This is a genomic window from Mycobacterium sp. E735 (genome assembly GCF_001666955.1).
GTDB lineage: Bacteria > Actinomycetota > Actinomycetes > Mycobacteriales > Mycobacteriaceae > Mycobacterium.
In genome coordinates, this window is sequence record NZ_LZIX01000253.1 from 1 (window position 1) to 20,214 (window position 20,214).

The 20,214-nt window shown below is 69.4% G+C and carries 13 protein-coding genes and 1 pseudogene; 4 read left to right on the plus strand and 10 right to left on the minus strand.

All coding sequences use genetic code 11. The annotated features are described in order from the left end of the window. Positions 1-10: 10 nt before the first annotated feature. Positions 11-187: pseudogene (locus A5704_RS20810) on the minus strand (NAD-dependent malic enzyme); the annotation flags it as partial. A gap of 56 nt (positions 188-243) precedes the next feature. On the opposite strand from A5704_RS20810, the gene A5704_RS20815 reads away from it, so the two are divergent. Continuing rightward, entirely contained in the window at positions 244-1,113 is an 870-nt protein-coding gene (locus tag A5704_RS20815; RefSeq protein WP_067758926.1) for a glycine betaine ABC transporter substrate-binding protein, read from the plus strand. Between the two features lie 13 nt (positions 1,114-1,126). On the opposite strand, the gene A5704_RS20820 is transcribed toward A5704_RS20815, so the two are convergent. From A5704_RS20820 to A5704_RS20835, 4 genes are all read right to left on the minus strand, one after another. Further along, positions 1,127-1,978, minus strand: a complete 852-nt coding sequence (locus tag A5704_RS20820; protein ID WP_067784071.1) for an SDR family oxidoreductase — start codon at positions 1,976-1,978, stop codon at positions 1,127-1,129. Between the two features lie 71 nt (positions 1,979-2,049). Then, positions 2,050-2,877, minus strand: a complete 828-nt coding sequence (locus A5704_RS20825; RefSeq protein ID WP_067890803.1) for an SDR family oxidoreductase — start codon at positions 2,875-2,877, stop codon at positions 2,050-2,052. Between the two features lie 84 nt (positions 2,878-2,961). Further along, the gene (locus A5704_RS20830) at positions 2,962-6,672 is read right to left on the minus strand and encodes a multifunctional oxoglutarate decarboxylase/oxoglutarate dehydrogenase thiamine pyrophosphate-binding subunit/dihydrolipoyllysine-residue succinyltransferase subunit (RefSeq protein WP_067758935.1); all 3,711 of its coding nucleotides are present in this window, start codon (positions 6,670-6,672) and stop codon (positions 2,962-2,964) included. 195 nt (positions 6,673-6,867) lie between these two features. Continuing rightward, entirely contained in the window at positions 6,868-7,647 is a 780-nt protein-coding gene (locus A5704_RS20835; protein WP_082950084.1) for a hypothetical protein, read from the minus strand. Between the two features lie 221 nt (positions 7,648-7,868). Between A5704_RS20835 and A5704_RS20840 the strand changes: the two genes are divergently transcribed. Beyond that, positions 7,869-9,758: an MFS transporter gene (locus A5704_RS20840; protein WP_067890807.1), complete on the plus strand. Its 1,890-nt coding sequence runs from the start codon at positions 7,869-7,871 to the stop codon at positions 9,756-9,758. Here the strand turns inward: A5704_RS20840 and A5704_RS20845 are convergent. After that, a complete protein-coding gene (locus tag A5704_RS20845; protein ID WP_067890810.1) occupies positions 9,755-13,183 on the minus strand; it encodes a TM0106 family RecB-like putative nuclease in 3,429 nt (1,142 codons plus the stop codon). The two genes, A5704_RS20840 and A5704_RS20845, sit on opposite strands and share 4 nt — an antisense overlap. 44 nt (positions 13,184-13,227) lie before the next feature. Beyond that, positions 13,228-13,827, minus strand: coding sequence for an LppP/LprE family lipoprotein (locus A5704_RS20850; protein ID WP_067749988.1), 600 nt, complete (start codon positions 13,825-13,827; stop codon positions 13,228-13,230). A gap of 124 nt (positions 13,828-13,951) precedes the next feature. Between A5704_RS20850 and A5704_RS20855 the strand changes: the two genes are divergently transcribed. Then, positions 13,952-15,652, plus strand: coding sequence for a DEAD/DEAH box helicase (locus A5704_RS20855; protein WP_067749990.1), 1,701 nt, complete (start codon positions 13,952-13,954; stop codon positions 15,650-15,652). After that, positions 15,649-16,788, plus strand: a complete 1,140-nt coding sequence (locus A5704_RS20860) for an acyltransferase (protein WP_067749992.1) — start codon at positions 15,649-15,651, stop codon at positions 16,786-16,788. Before A5704_RS20855 ends, A5704_RS20860 begins: the two co-directional genes overlap by 4 nt. A gap of 105 nt (positions 16,789-16,893) precedes the next feature. On the opposite strand, the gene A5704_RS20865 is transcribed toward A5704_RS20860, so the two are convergent. The 3 genes from A5704_RS20865 to A5704_RS20875 form a co-directional block, all read right to left on the minus strand. Beyond that, on the minus strand, positions 16,894-17,472 hold the full coding sequence (locus A5704_RS20865; RefSeq protein WP_067784935.1) for a TetR/AcrR family transcriptional regulator: 579 nt from the start codon (positions 17,470-17,472) through the stop codon (positions 16,894-16,896). Continuing rightward, the gene (locus tag A5704_RS20870) at positions 17,472-18,713 is read right to left on the minus strand and encodes a cytochrome P450 (RefSeq protein ID WP_197504928.1); all 1,242 of its coding nucleotides are present in this window, start codon (positions 18,711-18,713) and stop codon (positions 17,472-17,474) included. Before A5704_RS20870 ends, A5704_RS20865 begins: the two co-directional genes overlap by 1 nt. Positions 18,714-18,812: 99 nt before the next feature. Next, on the minus strand, positions 18,813-20,180 hold the full coding sequence (locus tag A5704_RS20875) for an FAD-binding oxidoreductase (protein WP_067890813.1): 1,368 nt from the start codon (positions 20,178-20,180) through the stop codon (positions 18,813-18,815). Positions 20,181-20,214: the final 34 nt, after the last annotated feature.

The following is a 20,214-nucleotide window of genomic DNA, read 5'->3' on the forward strand; positions in this document are numbered from 1 at the left end:
CAGCCGGTTCTCACCCCGCGATGTCTGCGGGATCTGCGGCCAGCGCGACCGCCGTGGCGACCGCGTGCCCGACGCGCAGGTCCAGCGGGCTGGGGACGATCCGGTCGAAAGCCAGGTCATCGCTGACGACCGAGAAGATCGCCTCGGCCGCGGCCACCATCATCTTTTCGGTGATCCTGCGCGCGTCGGGCACGCGGTCGCCACGGCGGTCGCGCTGGCCGCAGATCCCGCAGACATCGCGGGGTGAGAACCGGCTGGCTGGCGGTGCCGCTGGTCGCCGCCCTGCTCGCCGCGGCCGGCTGCGGCACGGATACCGGTGAGCACCGCGCCCGCCCGGAACTGGTGGTCGGCTCGGGGGCGGATTCGGAGTCGGCGCTGCTGGCCGGCGTCTACGTGGCCGCGCTGCGGTCCTATGGTTTCGCGGCGCGCGCCGAGACCGCGGACGATCCGATGGCGCGCCTGGACGCGGGTGCCTTCACCGTCGTCCCGGCGTTTACCGGGCGCAAACTGGAGAGCCTGCAGCCCGGCGCGGTCGCCACGTCTGACGCCGACGTCTACCGCGCGATGGTCGCCGCGCTACCCGAGGGCGTCGCGGCGGGCGACTACACGACCGCCGCGGAAGACAAGCCCGTTCTGCTGGTGACGGGGGCCACCGCGAAGGCGTGGGGCGGCAGCGACGTCAGCGCCGACCTGAGCACGCTGCCGAAGCACTGCGCCGGCCTCGTCGTCGGCGCCGTCACCGGGCGCCCGGCCCCTTCGAACGTGGGCACCTGCCGGCTCCCCGTTCCGCGCGAATTCCCCGACGAGACAACGATGTTCAACGCGGTGAAGGCCGGTCAACTGACCGCGGGGTGGACGACCACAGCCGACCCCGGCCTGCCCGCCGACCTGGTCACGCTCGTCGACGGGAAGCCCGCGCTGATACGGGCCGAGAACGTGGTGCCGCTGTATCGCCGCAACGCGCTGAGCGACCGGCAACTGCTGGCGATCAATGAAGTGGCCGGGGTCCTGGATACGGCGGCCCTGGTCGACATGCGCCGCCAGGTGGCCGGGGGAGCCGACCCGCAGGCGGTGGCCGGCGGCTGGTTGGCGGAACACCCACTGGGGCGGTGACGGGCGGCCGGGGTCAGCGCTTGGGCAGCAACCGGGTCACGACACGCTGCACGCGACCCATGACGGGGCCGCGCAGGAGCCGCTCGGGCTGCGAACCGGTCAGCCGCACCACCAAATCCATGGCCTTGACGTCCGGTCCGACCAACACTCGCGCCCTGTCCTTGCGCACGCCCGCCAAGATGACCTGCGCCGCCCGCTGCGGCGTGGTCTTGGCTTGTTGCTCCTCGAACAGCTCCGCCAGGCCGTCCTGGTCCAGGCCCTCGGCGAAGATCGCGTTGCGGGCGAACCCCGTCTTCACGCCGCCCGGGTGCACGGTCGTCACCCGCACCGGGTGACCCGCCAGCACCATTTCCTGTCGCAGCGCCTCGGTGAAGCCGCGGACCGCGAACTTGGCGGAGACGTATGCCGCCTGGCCCGGCGCGGCGAACAGGCCGAGCGCGCTGGAGATGTTGATGAGGTGGCCGTCGCCGGAGGCGATGAGGTGCGGGAGGAACGCCTTGGTGCCGTTGACGACGCCCCAATAGTCGACGTCCATCACCCGTTCGATGTCCTTGAACCGGCTGTCCTCGATCGACCCGACGAACGTGATGCCCGCGTTGTTGTACAGCTGGTTGACCTGGCCGAAGTGCTCGCGGACCGCGTCGGCGTAGGCCAGGAAGGCCTCGCGCTCGGTCACGTTGAGGCGATCGGCTTTGACGGGCGCGCCGATGGCCTTGAGCTGTTCCTCGGTCTGCGCCAGCCCATCGGTGTCCACGTCGCTGATCGCGAGCTTGGCACCCGCGCGGCCCAGTTCCAGGGCCAGCGCCCGGCCGATGCCCGAACCCGCGCCCGTGACGACGGCGACCTTGCCGGCGAACTCATGCATGCGGTGCTCCCTTGTGGCGGCGTGACCGCGTCGAGGCTATCCGGTGCGGCGATTCGCCGCTATGGAATCCATCACTGCTTGGGCATCAGCCGGCCCATGACCGGGCCGAACAGCTGCTGATAGTACGGGCCGGCCACGCGCACCATCACGTCCAGAACCTTGGCGTCCGTGCCGACCAGCACCCGGGCCCTCTTCTTGCGGACGGCTTCCAGGATGATCTGGGCCGCTCGATGCGGGCTGGTCTTGGCAAGCCGTTTGTCGAACAGACTGGCCAGCTGGGCCTGGTCGAGGCCCTCGGCGGCGGTGGCGTTGCGGGCGATCGCGGTTTTGATGCCGCCGGGGTGCACGGTGGTCACCGCCACCGGGTGGCCGGCCGCCACCATTTCCTGTCGCAACGCCTCGGTGAATCCCCGGACCGCGAATTTGGCCGAGTTGTAGGCCGCCTGCCCGGGCACCGCGAAGAGGCCGAACACGCTGGAGATGTTGATGACGTGGCCGTCGCCGGAGGCGATCAGGTGCGGCAGGAACGCCTTGGTGCCGTTGACGACGCCCCAGAAGTCGACGTCCATCACCCGTTCGATGTCCTTGAACTGGCTGACTTCGACGTCGCCGGTGAAGGCGATGCCGGCGTTGTTGTAGATCTGGTTCACCTTGCCGAAGTGCTCGCGGACCGCGTCGGCGTAGGCCAGGAAGGCCTCGCGCTCGGTCACGTCGAGCCGGTCGGCTTTGACCTCGGCTCCGATCGCCTTCAACCGTGCCTCGGTCTCGGCGAGCCCCTCGAGGTCGACGTCGCTGATCGCGACCTTGGCGCCGGAGCGCGCCAACTCGACGGCCAGCGCCTGCCCGATCCCCGAACCCGCGCCCGTCACCACTGCGACCTTGCCGGCGAACCCCTGCATGAGCACCCTTCCTTCCACGGCCCAATTGCGTCGAGGCTAGCCGGTACCGACGGTCCCCGGTACGCGTGGGTGGGCAACCCGCGGTCAGCGGAAGGCCGTGTCGAGGATCTCCTGCTGCTCGACCGCATGCACCTTCGACGAGCCCGACGACGGCGCCGACATCGCCCGGCGTGAGATGCGCTTCAGCCCGGTGAGCTTGTCGGGCAGCAGCTCGGGCAGCTCCAGGCCGAACCGCGGCCACGCGCCCTGGTTGGCCGGCTCCTCCTGCACCCAGAAGAACTCCCTGGCGCCGGGGTAGCGGTCCAGCGTCTCGTTGAGCCGGCGCTTGGGCAGCGGGGCGAGCTGCTCGATGCGCACGATCGCGACGTCGTCCCGGTTGTCCTTGGCCTTGCGGGCCACCAGCTCGTAGTAGATCTTCCCGCTGGTCAGCAGGATCCTGGTGACCTTGCTGCGGTCGCCGATGCCGTCCTCGTACGTCGGCTCCTCGAGCACCGAGCGGAACTTGATCTCGGTGAAGTCCCTGATGTCGCTGACGGCGGCCTTGTTGCGCAGCATCGACTTCGGCGTGAACACGATCAGCGGCCGCTGCACACCGTCGAGGGCGTGCCGGCGCAACAGGTGGAAATAGTTCGACGGCGTCGACGGCATCGCGATCGTCATCGACCCCTCCGCCCACAGCTGCAGGAAGCGTTCGATGCGACCGGAGGTGTGGTCGGGGCCCTGGCCCTCGTGGCCGTGCGGCAGCAGCAGCACCACGTTGGACAGCTGGCCCCACTTGGCCTCACCGGAGCTGATGAACTCGTCGATGATCGACTGCGCCCCGTTGACGAAGTCGCCGAACTGGGCCTCCCACAACACCAGGGCGTCCGGGTTGCCCACGGTGTAGCCGTACTCGAACCCGACGGCGGCGTATTCCGACAGCGGTGAGTCGTACACCAGGAACTTGCCGCCGGTCGGAGTCCCGTCCTTGTTGGTCGCCAGCAGCTGCAGCGGGCAGAACTCTTCGCCGGTGTGGCGGTCGATGATCACCGAATGCCGCTGGGAGAAGGTGCCGCGCCGGGTGTCCTGGCCCGACAGCCGGACCAGCTTGCCCTCGGCCACCAGCGAACCCAGCGCCAGCAGCTCGCCGAACGCCCAGTCGATCTTGCCCTCGTAGGCCATCTCCCGGCGCTTTTCCAGCACCGGCTGCACGCGCGGGTGCGCGCTGAAGCCTTCCGGCAGGTCGAGAAACGCGTCGCCGATGCGGGACAGCAGCGCCTTGTCGACGGCGGTGGCCAACGACGGGGAAATGCGCTGCAGCGACTCCACCGACTCGCTCGGCTGCACGCCGTGTTTCTCCAGGTCGCGCACCTCGTTGAACACCCGCTCCAGCTGGCCCTGGTAGTCGCGCAGTGCGTCCTCGGCCTCCTTCAGCGAGATGTCGCCGCGACCGATCAGGGCTTCGGTGTAGCTCTTGCGCACCCCGCGCTTGATGTCGACGACGTCGTACATCGACGGGTTGGTCATCGACGGGTCGTCGCCTTCGTTGTGGCCGCGCTTGCGGTAGCACAGCATGTCGATGACGACGTCCTTTTTGAACCGCTGGCGGAAGTCCACGGCCAGCTGCGCCACCCACACGCAGGCCTCCGGGTCGTCGCCGTTCACGTGGAAGATCGGCGCCCCGATCATCTTCGCGACGTCGGTGCAGTACTCGCTGGATCGCGAGTATTCCGGCGCCGTGGTGAAGCCGATCTGGTTGTTGACGATGATGTGTATCGTGCCGCCGACGCGGTAACCGGGCAGGTTGGCCAGGTTCAGCGTCTCGGCGACCACGCCCTGGCCGGCGAATGCGGCGTCGCCGTGCAGCATCATCGGCACCACCGAGAAGGCCTTCTCCTCGCCGTCGTCGTGGGCGCCGCGGTTCAGCAGGTCCTGCTTGGCCCGGACCAGGCCCTCGAGCACCGGGTCCACCGCTTCCAGGTGCGACGGGTTGGCGGTCAGCGAGACCTGAATGTCGTTGTCGCCGAACATCTGTAGGTACACGCCGGTGGCGCCCAGGTGGTACTTGACGTCACCCGAGCCGTGGGCCTGCGACGGGTTCAGGTTCCCCTCGAACTCGCTGAAGATCTGCGAGTAGGGCTTGCCCACGATGTTGGCCAGGACATTGAGGCGGCCGCGGTGGGGCATGCCGATGACGACCTCGTCGAGGCCGTGCTCGGCGCACTGGTCGATCGCCGCGTCCATCATCGGGATCACGCTCTCCGCGCCCTCCAGCGAAAAGCGTTTCTGCCCAACGTATTTGGTCTGCAGGAACGTCTCGAACGCCTCGGCGGCGTTCAGCTTGCTCAGGATGAATTTCTGCTCGGCCACCGTCGGCTTGACGTGCTTGGTCTCGACGCGCTGCTGCAGCCACTCCTGCTGCTCGGGGTCGAGGATGTGGGTGTATTCGACGCCGATGTGGCGGCAGTACGCGTCACGGAGCAGCCCGAGCACGTCGCGCAGCTTCTTGTACTCGCAACCCGCGAAGCCGTTGACCTTGAACACCCGGTCGAGGTCCCACAGCGTCAGGCCGTGGTTGAGGATTTCGAGGTCGGGGTGGCTGCGGAACCGGCTGCCGTCCAGCCGCAACGGGTCGATGTCGGCCATCAGGTGTCCGCGGTTGCGGTAGGCCGCGATCAACTCCATCACCCGGGCGTTCTTGTCGACGATCGAGTCCGGGTTGTCGGTGCTCCACCGCACCGGCAGGTACGGGTTGCCCAGTTCGCGGAAGATCTCGTCCCAGAAGGCGTCCGACAGCAGCATCTCGTGGATGGTGCGCAGGAAGTCGCCGGATTCCGCGCCCTGGATGATGCGGTGGTCGTAGGTGGAGGTCAGCGTGATCAGCTTGCCGATGCCCAGCTCGGCGATGCGTTCCTCGCTGGCGCCCTGGAACTCCGCCGGGTACTCCATGGCGCCGACGCCGATGATGGCGCCCTGGCCGGCCATGAGCCGCGGCACCGAGTGCACGGTGCCGATAGTGCCGGGGTTGGTCAGCGAAATCGTCACGCCGGCAAAGTCTTCGGCGGTCAGCTTGCCGTCGCGGGCGCGGCGGACGATGTCCTCGTAAGCGGTGACGAACTGCGCGAACCGCATGGTTTCGCAGCCCTTGATGCCGGCCACCACCAGGGAGCGCTTGCCGTCCTTGCCCTGTAGGTCGATGGCGAGGCCCAGATTGGTGTGCGCCGGGGTGACCGCGGTGGGTTTGCCGTCGACCTCGGCGTAGTGCCGGTTCATGTTCGGGAACTGCTTGATCGCCTGCACCAGCGCGTAGCCGAGCAGGTGGGTGAACGAGATCTTGCCGCCGCGGGTGCGCTTGAGCTGGTTGTTGATGACGATACGGTTGTCGATGAGCAGCTTGGCGGGAACGGCGCGGACGCTGGTGGCGGTCGGCACGTCCAGCGAGGCGGACATGTTCTTGACGACGGCGGCCGCGGCGCCGCGCAGCGTCTGCAGCTCGTCGCCCTCGGCCGGCGGGGGAGTCGGGGCCTTGGCTTTCGCCGGTGCGGCGGGGGCGCCGTTGCCGGCGGAGCCCGCGGGCTTGGCGGGCGCGGCGGTCTGGGTTACCGGCGGCGCGGGCGTTGGCTGCGGTGCGCTGGCGGCCGCCTGGCCGTCGCCGGTGGCCGCGCTCGAGGGGGAGTCGCCGGTCGGCTCGGGGTTGTAGTCGACGAGGAACTCATGCCAGCTCGGATCGACCGAGGAGGGGTCGTCGCGGAACTTGCGGTACATCTCCTCGACCAGCCATTCGTTTTGCCCGAATGGTGAACTTATGTTGCTCACGACCGCTGTTCGCCTCAATTCCTCTGTCCGGCAAGCGCTTTTACCTGTTGTGGCGCGGCGCCCGCACGTTTGTCGACCCCGGAGTGTGGAGCATGTCACACCAGTGGCGATGCTCAACGTTTCCGCCCTATAAAGGCTAACCTTTCGCCAGCAATTCGCCAGGGAGACGGGGGTATGGAGGGGGACGGCCGTTCGCTAGCCGGCTTCGTGGAAGGGCGGCACCAGGTGCAGCGCGCGCGGCCAGCGCACCGGCGGGGTGCCGAAGGCGCGGTTGGCGTTGCGGACGATCTTCCTGCCGGCGAAATAGTTGCCGACGGCTCCGACGACGACGCCGATGCCGACCGGCAGCAGCTTGCCGAACACCAGGGCGCCGCGGCGCAGCGTATACCGCTTGACCCAGGACTTGAGCAGCCGCGAGTTCAGCCGCGACATCGACGACAGCGGCACCGCGGCCATGCTCTCGGAAATCCAGCCGCCGTTGGTGCGCGCCGGCCCGAACAGCTGGGTGACCGCCTCCTTGCTGTTGTCGCCGACCAGCACGGACAGCACCAGGGCCCGGCGCCGTTCCCGGTGGTCGGCGGGAATGTCGTACACCACCGCGACAGCCAGCACGAAGAACGCGGTGGCTTCCAGGAACGTGACCGTCTCCGCCGCGGCGGCGGACAGCGCGCTCAACGTGCCGATACCCGGGATGGTGGCCGCCGCGCCCACCGCCATGCCGCTGGCCGTCACCATGCCCACATAGCGTCTCTGCAGCTTGGCGAGGATGTCGGCGGGGCCGCTGTTCGGGTGCGCGTTGCGCAACCGGGACACGTAGGCCTCGGCGGCCGGGCCCTGGATCCGCGAGCTCCGCTCGATGACCTGGGCCAATGCCCGCGCAGACGCCTTGGGCCTGCCGTCGGCGGGCATCGGCGCATCATCCGCGTGCGACATGCTGAAAAATCGGTTCGAAGACCGCTTCCGTCGGGCCCGCATCCTGCCTCTCCTGAAATGGCGTCCTACCAGGCTAACGTGCCCGCCGCAGATCACCGCCCGAACACGAAAGCTCGGGGGTGGTGTACCCCGGATCGGATCCGTGGCTGCCCCCAATCGGCCCAGCGGCAATAATGCAGGCTGGATGTCCGTGATGGCCCGGGCCGATCGATGAACAGGCCCGCGCAGGCACGCATCGTCCGAAGCGGAAACGAGGTGGGGAGATGGCCACGGCGACGCCTCCGTCGGCCGGGGGAACCCGGCGCGCGGCGCCGAATCCACCCCACAGCGGGCGCCGAAACCTCCTGATCGAGAACTCGCCGCAGTCGCAGAAGCCCTGGAACGCGCTCTGGGCGATGATGATCGGCTTCTTCATGATCATGGTCGACTCGACGATCGTCGCCATCGCGAACCCGACGATCATGACGAACCTGCACATCGGCTACGACACCGTGATCTGGGTGACCAGCGCCTACCTGCTGGGTTATGCGGTCGTGCTGCTGGTGGCCGGGCGGCTCGGTGACCGATTCGGCCCGAAGAACATGTACCTGATCGGGCTGGTGGTGTTCACCGTCGCCTCGGTGTGGTGCGGGCTGTCGGGCAGCGCCGCGATGTTGATCGCCGCCCGCGTCGTCCAAGGCGTGGGCGCCGGCGTGCTCACGCCCCAGACTTTGTCGACGATCACCCGGATCTTCCCGCCGGAACGCCGCGGCGTCGCGGTGAGCCTGTGGGGCGCCACCGCCGGCGTGGCCAGCCTGGTGGGCCCGCTGGCCGGCGGCGTGCTGGTCGACGGGCTGGGCTGGCAGTGGATCTTCTTCGTCAACGTCCCGATCGGCGTGCTGGGGCTGGCCCTGGCCTACTGGCTGGTCCCCGTGCTGCCCACGCAGTCGCACCGGTTCGATGTGGTGGGCGTCGTGTTGTCCGGCGCGGGCATGTTCCTGATCGTGTTCGGCTTGCAGCAGGGCCAGGCCGCGCACTGGGAACCCTGGATCTGGGCGATGATCGTCGCCGGCATCGGGTTCATGACGGTGTTCGTGTTCTGGCAGTCGATGAACACCGACGAGCCGCTGATCCCCCTGGTGATCTTCGGCGACCGCGACTTCGGGCTGTGCAACGTCGGTGTGGCCATCATCTCGTTCGCCGCCACCGCGATGATGCTGCCGTTGACGTTCTACGCGCAGGCCGTCTGCGGGCTCTCGCCGACGCGCTCGGCCCTGCTGATCGCGCCGATGGCGATCGCCAACGGTGTGTTTGCGCCCTTCGTCGGCAGGATGGTCGACCGCTACCATCCGCGCCCGGTCCTCGGTTTCGGCTTCTCGGTGCTGGCGATCGCGCTGACCTGGCTCACGTTCGAGATGTCGCCGCAGACGCCGATCTGGCGCCTGGTGTTGCCGTTCTTCGCGACCGGCGTCGGAATGGCGTTCGTGTGGTCGCCGCTCACCGCCACCGCGACGCGCAACCTGCCGCCGAGCCTGGCCGGCGCGGGCTCGGCCGTGTACAACTCCGTCCGCCAGCTCGGCGCGGTGCTCGGCAGCGCCGGCATGGCCGCGTTCATGACCGCGCGGATCGGCGCCGAGATGCCCGCGCAGCCGTCCCCCGGCGCCGGCGGCGAGGCGCCCGCGACGCTGCAACTGCCCGAGTTCCTGCGCGACCCGTTCTCGGCCGCCATGTCGCAGTCGGTCCTGTTGCCCGCGTTTATCGCGCTGTTCGGGATAGTGGCCGCGCTGTTCCTGGTCGGCTTCGCGCCGACGGCCATGGGTGGCCGGCCCGACGCGGGCGACGCGGTCGACGACGACTATGACGACGACGAGTACGTCGAATTCATCCTGCTCCGTGAACCCGAGGCCGCCCCCGCACCGGTCTCTCGGGTCGCCCGTCCGCGCCCGGCGCCCGCCGTGCGGCCAACCGGGTTCGCCCACAACGGCTCTCATGTCGACGAGCCCAAGGTTTTCCGTCCGGTCACCGGGTTGTCGGCGCGGGCCTACCCGCCCGCCCCGCGCACTCGGGCGACACCGCCGGGACGGCAGCAAAACGGCGCGCCGCGAGGGCAGCGGCACGGCCGCGATCCCGACGACGAGCCCACCGGCTACGGCCGCCACTCGTCCGGCAACTAGGCGATCGCCGCGCCGGTCTGGGTCAGCGCCAGGAACGCACCCAAGTCGACCAGGCCCGAGGGCGTGCCGGGCAGGTATTCGGTCAGCGATTCCGAGCGCACGATGACGGCCGCGTATTGGGCGCGGCTGATGGCGACGTTGAGCCGGTTCCTATTGAGCAGGAACGAGATTCCGCGTGGCACGGTGTCCGCGGTGGAGGCCGTCATCGAGATGAACACCACGGGCGCCTGCCCGCCCTGGAACTTGTCGACGGTGCCCACCCGGATTCCGTCGAGGCCCGCCGCGGTCAACCGCCGGCGCAGCAGCGCCACCTGGGCGTTGTAGGGCGCCAGCACCAACACATCGGCGGCGGTCAGGGGCCGGGTACCGCGCTCGTCGGTCCAGGCCGCGCCGAGCAGGCGGTCGATCTCGTCAACGACGGCGCCGGCCTCCTCTGGGCTCTCGGTCGAATTACCTTGATGCTCAACGGTGATCGTCCGCACGCCGGGCCGGTAGCCGGCGAGGCGCCGGGCGGCGGTGCACTCGTGGGAGTGCAGCCTGCCCTCGTAGGACAGCGCGGACACCGCGCCGCACACCGCGGGGTGCATGCGGTACGAGCGGTCCAGGAAATACCCGCGCTCGTCGGGCAGTGTGCGCTGGCCCTCGACCAGCCAGTCGAGCGCCGAGGTGTCGACGGGGTCGGGATGGGTGCCCTGGCTGACCTGCGGCAGCTGCTGGGGATCGCCGAGCAGCAACAGGTTGGCGGCGGCCGGCGCCACGGCGACGGTGTTGGCCAAACAGAATTGGCCGGCCTCGTCGATCACCAGCAGGTCGAGGGCGCCCGGCGGCACCCGGGTCGCGTTCGCGAAATCCCATGCAGTGCCGCCCAGTACGCAGCCGGCGTTCTCGGCGATGAACGCGGCGTAGGCGCTGCTGTCGATCTCCTGCCAGCGCGGGGCGCCGTGGTCGTTGCGCTTCTTGGCGACCCGCTGCGCGTCCAGCCCGGCGTCGATGACACAGTCCAGCACGTTCTCCACCGTGGCATGCGATTGCGCGACGACGCCGATCCGCCAGCCATGGTCGGTGGCCAGGCGCTGGATCACGCGCGCGGCGGTGTGCGTCTTGCCGGTGCCGGGCGGCCCGTGCACCGCCAGGTACGACGAATCCAGGTCCATCAGCGCGGCGGTGATGTCGGCTGCGATGTCCGGGATGTCGGCGCCGCGGGGCAGCGCGGAGCCGCTACGCGTGCGGGGCGCGCGGCGCAGCAGGATGTCGACGACCGCGCTGCGGGGTAGCCCTGGCAGGCCGGCCGCCACCGCGGCGGCCGTGGACTCGATGGACTCCCGAAGCGCGGTCGTCGGAATCGGAGGGCCGGGGGTCAACGCGAACGGGAGTTGATGAAAGGGCTTGCCGTCGTTGCCCACTCGTTCGACGATGGTGACTTCGGTGGGCAGCGCCGGATCGTCGGCGGCTATCACCGTGGCGCGCCCGGCCGCCCGCCGGTCGGGATCGTCGGACATCCCCGATGGAGCCGGCGGGTCGTAGAGGGCAAAGACGTCGGTCGGCAGCTCGCCGCGGGCCAACTCGCCGCGCAGTCGCACCCGCCGCTGCGGCTTGCGCGCGCGGGGTGGCGTGTTCCAGTCCACGTTCACCGACGCGTGTTCCGCGACGAAGACGTCGGTGTTATCCGCCCATTCCTCCACGGGGAAGTTCAATCGGTCGAAGTGGGCCCACCAGAACGGCTTGTCCTCGCGCCGGTGGTAGCCGCGCGCCGCGGCCAGCAGCGCCACCGCGGTCTGCTCGGGGGTGCGCTCACCCGCTGTGGCGTCGCCGGTGAATGTCGCGAGCGTCACCGCCAGCGCGTCGCGGTCCTCGACGGTGTTGCCGCCACGGACGGGCTGGGCGCCGATCGGCACGACGCCGGATTCGTAGGCGCGCAGCATCAACCAGTTGCGCAGTTCCTGGGTGGAGCGGCAGTCGTAGAGGTTGTAGTCCTCGATCTCCTTGAGCACCGAGGCGGCGTCGTCGCCGCGTCCGTCGGCCCGCAGTTCGCAGTACCGGGCGTAGGAGGTGATCGAGCCTGCGGCCGTGGTGACGTCACCGGCGCGCAGCTGCGCCCCCATGTAGAGCGGCTCCAGCGCCTTGAGGCTGAATGACTCCGCGCCCACTCGAATGCTCTTGCGCACCAGGGGGTAGAGGTCGACCAGCGTTCCGCTGCGCAGTAGCTCGTCAACTTGGTCCTCGCCGACGCCGTAGCGGCCGGCGAGCCGCAGCAACGCGGTCTTCTCATACGGGGCGTAGTGGTAGATGTGCATGTTGGGCCTGCGTTTGCGGCGTTTGGCCACCATCGCCAGGAAGTCGGTCAGGGCCTTGCGTTCCTCCGCCCGGTTGTGCGCCCACAACGGCCGAAACGCGCCGGCGGGCCCGGCCTCCAGGACGCCGAACAGGTATTCCAGGCCCCACTCCTTGCCGTCGACGGTCCACAGCGGGTCGCCCTCGAAGTCGAAGAACAGGTCGCCCGGATCCGGTTCGGGCAGCAGCGTCAGCGGCTGGGGGTCGACGATCTCGAACTGCGGCGTGCCGGTCTCGCGTTGGCGGACTTGGAGTCTCGCCTGGGCGGTCAGCTTGCCGACCGCGCCCGGCGCCAGCTCCGGCACGGGACCAAAGTGCTGGGCCAGCTCGGACACCGTGGTGACGCCGGCGTCGATCAGCTTGTCCCGCTGGGTCACTCGCATGCCGGCGACCAGCAGCAGGTCGTCGGTGGCACGCAACTGCTCCGTGCACAACGGGCAACGCAAACACGCGCCCACGCCCTCGTCGTCCCACCGGACCGCGGCTCCACCCGCGTGGTGCTCGTCGAGGAGCAGCTGCAATCGTGCGCGCTGCGAACGGTAAACGGGGATCAGGTCATGGACCCGGTAGCGCGCCACCGTCCCGTCGCCCAGGTGCAGTTCCGCCTCGGGCGCCACCCCGACGCCCGAGGCGGCCAGCGCGTCGGCGTAGGCGGCGAGTTGCAACAGCGCGGTGACCTTCGCCGAGCGGGCCAGCTTGGTGTCGATGACCCGGTACTGCTCCCCTTCTCGCACCAGAAAGTCGGCGAATCCGACGAAGCGGCCGTCGAACATGGCGGCCTGATAGACCGCGGGCGCGCCGCCGGCGACTGCGCGTCGCGTCGCCTCGGCCGCCGCCGCGAGGCCCGCGGGCGTGTAGGCCGGGCGGCCGATGACCGCGACGCCATCGCCGAACTCGTCGCGCAGCCGGTCCAGTTCGCGCCGCTCGTGTTCCGTCCCGAGGGTGGCGGTCCGGGCGAGGAGGTCGTCCTCGACGGTGGCGGCCGGCGCCCAGCCGAGCCGCGCGTCGAAATCCCGCAACAACGCGTACTCGCAGCGGGCGGCGGCCGCGAGGTCCGAGGCGCTGTAGACGATGCTGTCGCCGGTGACGAACACAGCAGCAACTGTAGGTGAGGGGACCGACTAAAAGGCGGCTCCGCCTAGTGCCCCGGGGCGTTGCCGATCAGCTCCACTCCGTTGCCGTTCCAGTGGAACCGCACATCGGTGTTCAAGCCGTTGATGCCGCTGGGGTAGGTCAGCGCGACCGTGTCGCCGGTGGTCTGCGCCGGGTCGACGCCGTTGAACCCGTAGGTGTCGGGCACCCCTTGCGGGATGAATTGCCCGAGATGGAACAGGACCGCCCGGGTGGTGGGATTGACGGCGTTGGTGTTGGCCTTGATGATCACCGCCGACAGCTGGGCGCACTGGTTGTAGTTGCCGGCCAGTGGCTCCGGGTTCCAGGGTTGCTGGCTGCGCGGGTCGCGCGGCAGCTCGGAGACCACCTTGGCGATGGTGGGTGAGGCGAGGTTGACCGCGCACGGGTCGGCGGGCGGGGCGCTGCCGCCGGGCGGCGCGGCGGCGCCGGACGGCTGGGCCGGGGCCGTGATGGACGGGGTCTCGGTCGTCGTCGCGGCCTGCGGCGTCTTGGCGACCGTGGAGTCTCCCGAACCACAGCCGGTCAAGGTGATGGCGATCAACGCGACAGCGGCCGAGCCGGTCAGTGGCTCGGTACGGCGGGGTAGCGACCACACATCGGGCACCGTACCGTCATCGCGCGTTCGGGTGTGACAGGCGTGGCCGGGCCCAGCGCGGCTGTGCTCATGATCACGGGACCGCAGCGCTGAAGTCTGACGATCTGGCCACGGCCACTAGACTCCATGGACGATGACCCACCCGGACGGCTCGCCTGAGGCTGCCTCGACTACGTTTGCCGACCTGCAGATCCATCCCTCCGTCTTGCGGGCGATCGCCGACGTCGGCTACGAGTCACCCACCGGCATTCAGGCCGCGACGATCCCGGCGCTGATGGCGGGCTCGGACGTCGTCGGGCTGGCGCAGACCGGCACCGGCAAGACGGCGGCGTTCGCCATCCCGATCCTGTCCAGGATCGACGTCACCAGCACCGCGACGCAGGCACTGGTGCTGGCGCCGACGCGGGAGCTGGCGCTGCAGGTGGCCGAGGCGTTCAGCCGCTACGGGGCCCATCTGCCGAAGATCAACGTGCTGCCGATCTACGGCGGCTCGTCCTACACCGTGCAGCTCGCCGGGCTGCGGCGCGGCGCCCAGGTGGTCGTCGGCACCCCCGGCCGGGTCATCGACCACCTCGAGCGGGGGACACTGGACCTGTCGCGGGTCGACTACCTGGTGCTCGACGAGGCCGACGAGATGCTCACCATGGGCTTCGCCGAAGACGTCGAACGGATCCTCTCCGAAACCCCGGAGTACAAACAGGTCGCCCTGTTCTCCGCGACCATGCCACCGGCGATCCGCAAGCTGACCACCAAGTACCTGCACGATCCGCTCGAGGTCACCACCAAGGCCAAAACCGCTACCGCGGAGAACATTTCGCAGCGCTATATCCAGGTCGCGGGTCCGCGCAAGATGGACGCGCTGACCCGGGTGCTGGAAGTAGAGCCGTTCGAGGCGATGATCGTCTTCGTTCGCACCAAGCAGGCCACCGAGGAAGTCGCGGAAAAGCTTAGGGCCCGAGGGTTTTCCGCGGCCGCCATCAACGGCGACATCCCACAGGGCCAGCGGGAGCGGACTGTCGCCGCGCTGAAGGACGGCGGCATCGACATCCTGGTCGCCACCGACGTGGCCGCCCGCGGGCTCGACGTGGAGCGCATCTCGCACGTGCTCAACTACGACATCCCGCACGACACCGAGTCCTACGTGCATCGCATCGGCCGCACCGGCCGGGCCGGGCGGTCGGGAACCGCACTGCTCTTCGTATCGCCGCGGGAGCGCCACCTGCTCAAGGCGATCGAAAAGGCAACGCGGCAAACGCTTACCGAGTCGGAGCTGCCCACCGTCGAGGACGTCAACGCCCAGCGGGTGGCGAAGTTCGCCGACTCCATCACCGACGCGCTGGGCCGTCCTGGCATCGACCTCTTCCGCAAGCTGGTCGAGGACTACGAACGCGAGCACGACGTCCCGCTGGCCGACATAGCGGCGGCGCTGGCGCTGCAGGCCCGCGACGGCGAGGAGTTCCTGATGGCGCCCGAGCCGCCACGCGAGCGGCGCGAGCGGCACACCGAACGCCGCGAGCGTCCCGAAAGGCCCAGGCAGGACCGGTCGTTCGCCACCTATCGGATCGCGGTGGGCAAGCGGCACAAGATCGGCCCTGGCGCGATCGTCGGCGCCATCGCCAACGAAGGCGGCCTGCATCGCAGCGATTTCGGCCACATCGCCATCGGCCCGGACTTCTCCTTGGTGGAGCTGCCGGCCAAGCTGCCCAAGTCGACGCTGAAAAAACTTGAGCACACGCGCATTTCGGGGGTGCTGATCAACCTTCAACCGGACCGGTCGGCGACCAAGCCCCGCGGCCGTGACGGACAGAAGCCCCGCAGGAAATACCCGGGATGACCCTGTCGGAAGAACAGGACGCCCAGGGCGGACTCGAACAGACCGCCCACGTCGACCGGGTGGCGTCGCTGACCGGAATCCGGGCCGTGGCGGCCCTGCTCGTCGTCGGCACCCACGCGGCCTACACCACCGGCAAGTACACCCACGGTTATTGGGGCCTGGTCGGCTCCCGGCTGGAGATCGGCGTGCCGATCTTCTTCGTGCTGTCCGGGTTTCTGCTGTTCCGCCCGTGGTTGAAATCCGCCGCCACCGGCGGGCCGCCCCCGTCGCTGAGTCGCTATGCGTGGCACCGGGTCCGGCGCATCATGCCCGCCTACGTCGTCACCGTGCTGTTCGCCTACGTGCTGTATCACTTCCGCGAGGCGGGACCCAACCCCGGGCACACGTGGCTCGGGCTGGCGCGCAACCTGACGCTGACGCAGATCTACTGCAACGGCTACCTGGGCAAGTACCTGCACCAGGGGCTGACCCAGATGTGGAGCCTCGCGGTGGAAGCGTCCTTCTATGTGCTGCTCCCGCTGCTGGCCTACGTGCTGTTGGTGCTCGTCTGCCGCCGGCGCTGGCAGCCGAGACTGCTGCTGGCGGCGCTGATCGGGCTGACGTTGATCAGCCCCGCCTGGCTCGTGCTCGTGCACACCGATCACTGGTTTCCCGACGGCGCGCGGCTCTGGCTGCCGACCTATCTGGCCTGGTTTCTCGCCGGAATGCTGTTGGCCGTCCTGCAGGCGATGGGGGTGCGGGGGTACGCGTTTGTGGCCATCCCGCTGGCCGTCGTCTGCTATTTCATCGTCTCCACTCCCATCGCCGGCGCGCCCACCACGTCGCCGGCCACCCTGAGCGAGGCCCTGTTCAAGACCTGCTTCTACGCCGTGATCGCCGCCCTCGCCGTGGCGCCGCTGGCCCTGGGGGATCGGGGGTGGTACTGGCGCCTGCTGGCGACGCGGCCGATGGTGTGGCTGGGGGAGATCTCCTACGAGATCTTCCTGATCCACCTGATCACCATGGAATTCGCGATGGTCTACATCGTTCGCGCCCACGTCTACACCGGCTCGATGCTGAACCTGTTCCTCGCGACGATGGTGGTGACGATTCCGTTGGCCTGGCTGCTGCACCGGTTCACCCGCGTGCGGACCTGAGCCGACGCGGCGCGGCTATGCCGGCTTGTCGCTATGAGGCGGGCAGTTCGGGCATTCCTTCCGGCCGGGGACCGGAGTGACGGGCGTGACGACTTTGGGTTGCGCCTAGCCCCGGGCGGAGACCGGCGTGACGATCGGGACGAGGAACTCCTCGATCATCGCCTTCTCGTCGGCGTCGTCTCGACCCGGGAACTGCAGCAGCGACGCGATCACCCGCACCACCCAGCGCGCCCGGCGCTCCACGATGGCGGGGTCCTCGGGGCCGAGCGAGCCGACGAACGCGGCGGCCAGCGCGGTGATCACCTCGGACTGCGCGGCGACCTCGGCGCCGATCGGTGGCCGGCTGACGGCGAACCACGACGCCAGCGCGCGGCTGCCGCGAACCATCCGCAGCGTGGCGGTGATGCTCGCGACCAGCCGCTCCCGGGGGTCCTCGATGCCGCCGATCTGCTCCTTGATCTCGCGGCTCAGCCGGCGTGTCTCGCGGTGCACGTATGCGGTGCGCAGCGCCTCCCGGTTCTCGAAGTACCGGTACAGCGTGGCACGGGAACACCCCGCGGCCCTGGCGATCTCGTTCATGCCGATCGAAGCCTGGTCGCGTTCGGTGTAGAGCCGCTCCGCCGCGTCGAGGATCCGGTCCGCGGCGGCCTCGCTGCGGTGCGCGCCGAGCCAGTCGTTCGGCATCAGGACTTCACCCGAATCGGCACGGACAGCGGACGCCGCACGTAACTGCCGCCCGACCAGACGATCGCGGACTCGTCCACCTCGAAATCCGGGCAGCGGGTGAGCAATTCGGTCAGGGCCACCCGCGATTGCATCCGGGCCGCCGCCGCGCCCAGGCAGTGGTGCGCGCCGTGGCTGAAGGTCAGGATGTTGCGCGGGCGGCGGGTCACGTCGAGCTCGCCCGCGTCCGGACCGTATTGACGCTCGTCCCGGTTGGCCGACCCATACAACAGCAACACCTTGCGGCCGGCGGGGATGGTGGTGTCGCCGATCGTCACGTCGTGGGTGGTCGTGCGGGCCAGCCCCTGCACCGGCGAGGTCAGCCGCAGCAGCTCTTCCACCGCGTCGGGGATCAGGCCCAGATCCTCGACGAGAAGCCGTCGCTGGTCGGGCCGCTGATGCAGCAAAGGCATTGAGCCGCCCAGCATTCCGGTGGTGGTGTCGTTGCCCCCGGTCACCATGGTGAACGTGAACGCCAGCACCGACAGCGTGCCGGCGATGTCGCCGTCGGCGCCCACCCCGGCCGCCACCAGGTGCGAGATGGTGTCGTCCCCGGGCTCGCTGCGACGCCGCTCGATCAGGTGGGTGAAGTAGGCCATCATCGACCCGACCGCGTCGCCGACCGTATCCAGCGCCCCGGCCACGCCGCCTTCGGCGGTGTTGGCCGCGACGATCACGTCCGTCCACCAGTCGAATTGCGCCCGATCCGCTTCGGGCACACCGAGGTAGTGGGCGACCACCATCGAGGGCAGCGGCTTGAACAGCTCGGTGACGATGTCGCCACCCCCGGCGGCGCGCAACCCCTCGATGCGCTCCACCACGAACTCGCGGACCTTCGGTTCAACGGCCTCGACCTGTCGCGGCGTAAACCCACGCGACACCAGCTTGCGAAACTCCGTGTGCACCGGCGGATCCTGCATCACGAACGGCGGATTGTCCTGCAGCCCGATCATTTCCAGATCGCCGTAGTTGACCGTCAACCCTTGCGCGGAGGAGAAGGTCTCGTGATCACGCGCGGCGGCCCACACATCCGCGTGCCGGGACAGCACGTAATAGTCGTGCTCGGGCCGTTTGGCCGGTACGACATGGTGCACCGGATCGTGGTCGCGCAGCGCCCGGTACATCGGCCAGGGCTCCGGCCAGGTGTCCGCGGTGGCCAGCTCGAACGTGACCGGCGCGTGGTGAGACATAACCGCAGCCATGTCTCATTCGTACGACAATTGCACGGCGATGTCAACCACCCCCGGCCGGCGGGGCGGTGGACGCCGAGCGCCCCGCGCGCCGGGCGATGAGCGGAGAAACTAGATGCCCGCGCCGGGGTTGAGGATGCCCTGGGGGTCCAGGGCCTGCTTGATGCGCCGGTTGAGCTCCATCACCTCGGGCCCGAGGTAGCCGGCCAGCCACGGCCGCTTCAACCGGCCGACGCCGTGCTCGCCGGTGATCGTGCCGCCGAGCCCGACGGCGAGGTCCATGATCTCGCCGAACGCGAGATTGGCGCGCTCAGTCATCGCGGCGTCGGCGGGGTCGTACACGATCAGCGGGTGGGTGTTGCCGTCGCCGGCGTGGGCGATGACCGAGATCGTCAGGTCGCGCTCGGCCGCGATGTCCGCGATGCCGGTGACCAACCGGCCCAACGCCGGCAGGGGCACCCCGACATCCTCGAGCAGCAGCGACCCCTTCGCTTCCACCGCGGGAATGCAGAACCGGCGGGCGGCGACGAACGCCTCGCCCTCGTCGGGATTGTCGGTCGAAAACACCTCCGCCGCACCGCATTCCGCGAACACCGCGGCCATCACCGATGCGTCCTCGCTGCCCGCGCGCCCCCGCTCGTCGGAGCCGGCCACCAGCATGGCGGCCGCGCCGCGATCCAGGTCCATGCGCAGGGTGTCCTCGACGGCGTTGATCGCCACCGAATCCATGAACTCCAGCATCGAGGGGCGCAGCCGCGCGGTGACGCCCAGAACCGCCTCGACGGCCGCCTCGACCGTCGCGAAAGAGGCCACCACGATGCTGGACGCGTTCTGCTTGGGCACCAACCGCAGCGTGACCTCGGTGACGACGCCCAGGGTGCCCTCGCTGCCGACGAAGAGTTTCGTCAGCGAGAGCCCCGCGACGTCCTTGAGTCGCGGGCCACCGAGCCGCACCGCCGTGCCGTCGGCCAGCACCACCTGCATGCCCAGCACATAGTCGGTGGTGACGCCGTACTTCACGCAACACAGCCCACCGGCGTTAGTGGCGATGTTGCCGCCGATGCTGCAGATCTCGAACGACGACGGATCGGGCGGGTACCACAGGCCGTGCTCGGCGGCGGCCTTCTTGACCTCGGCGTTGAACAGGCCGGGCTGACATACCGCGGTGCGGGTCACCGGGTCGACGGTGATGTCGCGCATCTTCTCCGTCGACAGCACGATGCCGTTGTCCAGCGCCGTCGCCCCGCCGGACAGGCCGCTGCCGGCCCCGCGGGTCACCACCGGGATCCCGTGCCCGCACGCCCAGCGCAACACGGTCTGCACGTCCTCGGTGCGGCGTGGGCGAACCACGGCCAACGGTTTGCCGGCCGACGGGTCGAACGCGCGGTCCTGCCGGTAGCCCTCGGTGACGGTCGGGTCGGTGACGACCATGCCGTCGGGCAGGCCGGCGATCAGCTCGGCCAGGAGGTCAGCACTCACGACCCGATCCTACGGTCCCATCCGCGCTGTACAG